Source organism: Actinomadura keratinilytica (genome assembly GCF_039539665.1).
Classification (GTDB): Bacteria; Actinomycetota; Actinomycetes; order Streptosporangiales; family Streptosporangiaceae; genus Spirillospora; species Spirillospora keratinilytica.
In genome coordinates this window covers 1-4777 of sequence record NZ_BAABDO010000219.1, presented here as the reverse complement: position 1 = coordinate 4777, position 4777 = coordinate 1, and the positions used below count along the sequence as shown (strand labels likewise).

General features: G+C 75.2%; 1 protein-coding gene. It reads right to left on the bottom strand.

Annotation, left to right across the window (positions count from 1 at the left end; all coding sequences use genetic code 11):
- Positions 1–4777 (bottom strand): amino acid adenylation domain-containing protein (locus ABD879_RS32060; protein ID WP_345025536.1); only part of this gene is annotated, 4777 nt, incomplete at both ends.

Below are 4777 nucleotides of genomic sequence, written 5' to 3'. Positions count from 1 at the left end.
CGCCACCAGACGCTCCACCAGACCGACCACGGAGCTCTCATCGAAGAGGTCGGTGGCGTACAGCACCTCGCCTTCGATTCCGGCCGGGTCGCCGTCGGCGGTGCGGCGTTCGCGGACGCCGAAGACGAGGTCGAACTCGGCGGTGTCGGGGGCGACGGGTTCGGTGGTGACGGTCAGGCCGGGCAGCTCCCATTCCTCGACGGGGAAGTGCAGGGCGGTCAGCATCACCTGGAAGAGGGGGTGGCGGGCGAGGGAGCGCGCCGGGTTGATCTCCTCGACCAGGAGCTCGAACGGGACGTCCTGGTGGGCGAACGCCTCCAGGTCCACCTCGCGCACCCGGTTCAGCAGCTCGGTGAACGACGGGTCGCCCGCCAGCGACGTGCGCAGCACCACCGTGTTGGCGAAGAATCCGATCAGGTCGTCCAGCACCGCGTCGGAGCGGCCCGCCGTCACCGTGCCGAGCGGGATGTCCTCCCCCGCGCCCATCCGGTGCAGCAGAGTGGCGAGCGCCGCCTGCACGACCATGAAGACGGTCACGCCCTGGTCGCCCGCCAGTGCGGCCATGCGCCGGTGCAGGTCCGCGGGGATCGACCACGGCACCACGTCGCCGCGGTGGGACGCCTCCGCGGGCCGCGGCCGGTCGGTCGGCAGCGGCAGCTCCTCGACCACGCCGTCGAGCGTCTTGCGCCAGTACGCCAGTTCCTCCTCCAGGACGCCGTGCCGCTCCAGCAGCTCCCGCTGCCACACGGCGAAGTCGGCGTACTGCACGGCGAGGGGTTCCCACTGCGGTTCGGCGCCGCGCACCCGGCTGCCGTAGGCCGTGCACAGGTCGCGCACCAGCACCCCGGACGACCAGCCGTCCCACGCGATGTGGTGCAGCACGACCAGCAGGACCCACTCGTCCGCGGCCACCTCGAACAGCATCACCCGCCAGGGCAGTTCGCTGCCCACCTCGAAACCCTGGCCGGCGACCGCGCGGACCGCCGCGTCCAGCTCCTCCTCGGCGACGCGGGCCGTGACCAGGCGGATGCGCGCCTGCTCCGGGGGCAGGACGTGCTGGTGCGGCACACCGTCGGTCTCGGGGTAGACGGTGCCGAGCACCTCGTGGCGGTCCACCACGTCCTGCAGCGCCGCCTGCAGCGCCGGTACGTCCAGCTCGCCGCGCAGGCGCACCCCGAGGGCCATGTTGTAGGCGGAGCCGGCCTCCTCCAGCCGGTTGAGGAACCACATGCGCCGCTGCCCGAAGGACAGCGGGACCTTCGGCGGGCGCACGGTGCCTGCGACCGGGGGGCGCACCGCGCGGCCCCGCCTGCTCAGCCGGGCCAGTGCCGCCGGGGTCGGGTCGTCGAAGAAGTCGCCGATCGGCACCTCCACGCCGAGGGCGGTGCGCAGGCGGGCGAGCAGCCGCATCGCCAGCAGCGAGTCCCCGCCGAGGTCGAAGAACCGGTCGTCGGCGCCCACGTCGCGCAGGCCGAGGAGTTCGCCGAACAGCCCGCAGACGATCTCCTCGGCGGCGTCGGCGGGGCGCCGTCCGGACGGGGCCGGGGTGTGGTCCGGGGCGGGCAGCGCCCGCCGGTCGAGCTTGCCGTTGGCGGTGACCGGCAGCGCGTCCAGCCGCACCACGGCCGAGGGCGTCATGTGCTCGGGGAGCCGCTCGGCGACGTAGTCCTTCAGTTCCGCCGGCCGGGCCTCGCCGACCACGTAGGCGACCAGCCGCCGGTCGCCGGGCCGGTCCTCGCGGACGGTCACGGCGGCCTGCGCGACCCGCGGGTGGGCGGCCAGCACCGCCTCGATCTCGCCGGGTTCGACGCGGAAGCCGCGGATCTTGACCTGGTCGTCGGCGCGGCCGACGAACACCAGGTCGCCGGCGCGGGTCCAGCGGACCAGGTCCCCGGTCCGGTACATCCGTTCGCCGTCGCCCCACGGGCAGGCCACGAACCGCTCGGCGGTGAGCGCGGGGCGGTCCCCGTAGCCGCGGGCCAGTCCGTCGCCCGCGACGTACAGCTCGCCGACCACGCCGACCGGCACCTGCCGCAGCGCCTCGTCCAGCACGAACACGCGGGTGTTGCGGAGCGGCCGCCCGACGGGCACCGGGTCGTCGTCCGCGAGCGGGCCGCTCATCAGCGCGCAGACGGTGGTCTCGGTCGGCCCGTAGGCGTTGATCATCCGGCGTCCGGGGGACCAGCGCGCCGCCAGCGCCGGCGGGCACGCCTCCCCCGCCACGACCAGGGTGGCCAGTTCGGCGGGCAGTCCGCCGTCCTCGGCGGCCGCCGCCAGCACCGAGGGCGGCAGGGTGACGTGGGTGACGCGCCGCCTGCGCAGCAGCTCGCCGAGCGGAGCCGCCGGCGGCATGTCGCGGGGGTCCGCCAGCACGAGCGCCGCGCCGGCGAACAGCGCCATGCAGACCTCGGAGATCGCCGCGTCGAAGCCGAGCGCGGCGAACTGCAGCACCCTGGCGTCGGGGCCGACGGCGAACCGTTCGATCTGGTCGGCCGCCAGCCCGGCCAGTCCGGCGTGGGTGACCAGCACCGGCTTGGGCGTTCCGGTCGATCCCGACGTGTAGATCATGTAGGCGGGGTGGCGGACGTCGAGCGGTGCGAGCCGTTCGCCGTCGGTCACCGGCCCGGCGGGGCGGGACGCGACCGCCCGGACGCAGTCCGGGTCGTCCAGTGCGACCACCGCGGCGGGTGCGGCGCCGTCCGGGAGGGCCTCCGCCTGGCGCACCGTCGTGACCACGCAGACCGGGCGGGCGTCGGCGAGCATGAACGCGATCCGCTCCGCCGGATAGCGGGGGTCGATCGGCAGGTACACCGCGCCCGCCAGCGACACCGCGAGCATGGCGACGAGCTGGTCGGCCGAACGCGGAACGGCGACGGCGACGCGCCGCTCGGGCCCGGCGCCCAGGCCGATGAGGTGGCGGGCCAGGCGCGCGGCGCGGGCGTGCAGTTCCCGGTAGCTCAGTTCCAGGTCCTCGAACACGACCGCCGTGGCGTCGGGGGCCCGCGCCGCCTGCTCCTCGAACAGCCGCGCGAGGGTCGCCGCCCGCACGGACCGGGCCGTGTCGTTGGCCCGCCGCAGCAGTTCGCGTTCGGCGGCCGTCAGCACGTCCAGGTCGCCGATCTTCACCTGCGGGTCGGCGACGACCTGCTCCAGCAGGCCGGCCAGCCGGGCGGCGACGGCGTCCGCGGTCGCGTGGTCGAACAGGTCCGCCGCGTAGTGGATGTCGCCGTCGATCCCCGCGGGCGCCCCGTCCTCGGCGCGGTGCTCGGTGAGGTCGAACGACAGGTCGACCCGGGCGGCGTCGCCGTGGACGCGCAGCGGCTCGGCGTGCAGGCCGGGCAGGTCCCAGGACGGTTCGGGCGCGTCCTGGAAGATCACCGCGACCTGGAACAGCGGGTTGCGGGCGAGCGACCTGGCCGGGTTCAGGTCGTCGACGAGCTGGTCGAACGGCAGGTCCTGGCGGCTGAACGCGTCGATGGCGGTGCGCCGGACCCGGTGCACGAGCTCGGCGAAGGCCGGATTCCCGGAGAGGTCGGTCCGCAGCACGAGGGTGTTGGCGAAGAACCCGACGGTCCCGCGCAGGTTGGCGTCGGTCCGCCCGGCCGTGACCGTGCCGATCGGGATGTCGGTGCCGGCGCCCAGCCGCGACAGCATGGCCGCGACCGCCGCGTGCACCACCATGAACACCGTCGCCCGTTCCCGCCGGGCCAGCTCGGCCAGCGCCGCATGGGTCCGCGGGCCCAGCGACAGCCGGACGGTTCCGCCGCGGTGGCTGGGCACGGCCGGGCGCGGCCGGTCGGTCGGCAGCGGCAGCTCCTCCGGGGCTCCGGCGAGTGTCTCCCGCCAGTACGCCAGCTGCCGGGTGAGCAGGTCCCCGCCTTCGTCCCCGTCGCCGTCGCCGCCGAGCAGGCGGTGCTGCCAGAGCGTGAAGTCGGCGTACTGGACCGGCTCGTCCGGCCATGCCGGGGCCTGTCCGGCCGCGCGGGCGGCGTAGGCGGTCGACAGGTCCGCGGCGACGATCCCCGACGACCATCCGTCCAGCGCGATGTGGTGGACGACGAGGAGCAGGACCCGGTCGTCGGGGCCGACGTCGAAGAGCTCGGCGTGGAAGGGGAGTTCGTCGGCGAGGGCGAACTCCCGTGTCGCCCTCGCCGACAGCACACCCGGCAACTCGTCCTCGGTGACGCGGCTGCGCACGAGCGGGACCGGCGCCCGCTCGGGGGGCAGGATCCGCTGGCGCGGGACGCCGTCCGTGTCGGGGTAGGTCGTCCGCAGCACCTCGTGGCGGGTCACCACGTCTTCCAGCGCGGTGTGCAGGGCCGGCACGTCCAGCGGTCCCCGCAGCCGCACCGCCAGGGTCATGTTGTAGGCGGCGCCCGCGTGTTCGACCTGGTTGGCGAACCACATCCGCCGCTGGCCGAACGACAGCGGGATCTCGTCCGGCCGCGTCGTCCTCTCCACGGGCGGCCGCGCGCGCCTGCCCTGGGCCGCCGCGCGGGCGAGCCCGGCCGGTGTGGGGTCCGCGAACAGGTCCCCGATGTCCACTTCGGCGCCCAGGGCCTCGCGCAGCCGCACGACCACCCGCATCGCCAGCAGGGAGTCTCCGCCGAGGTCGAAGAAGCCGTCGTCGGCGCTGACGGCGGGCAGGCCGAGCACCTCGGCGAACAGGCCGCACACGATCTCCTCCTGCGGGGAGCCCGCCGCGCGTCCGCCCCCGCTGACGAACTCCGGGTCCGGCAGCGCGTCGCGGTCCACCTTGCCGTGGGCGGTGACCGGC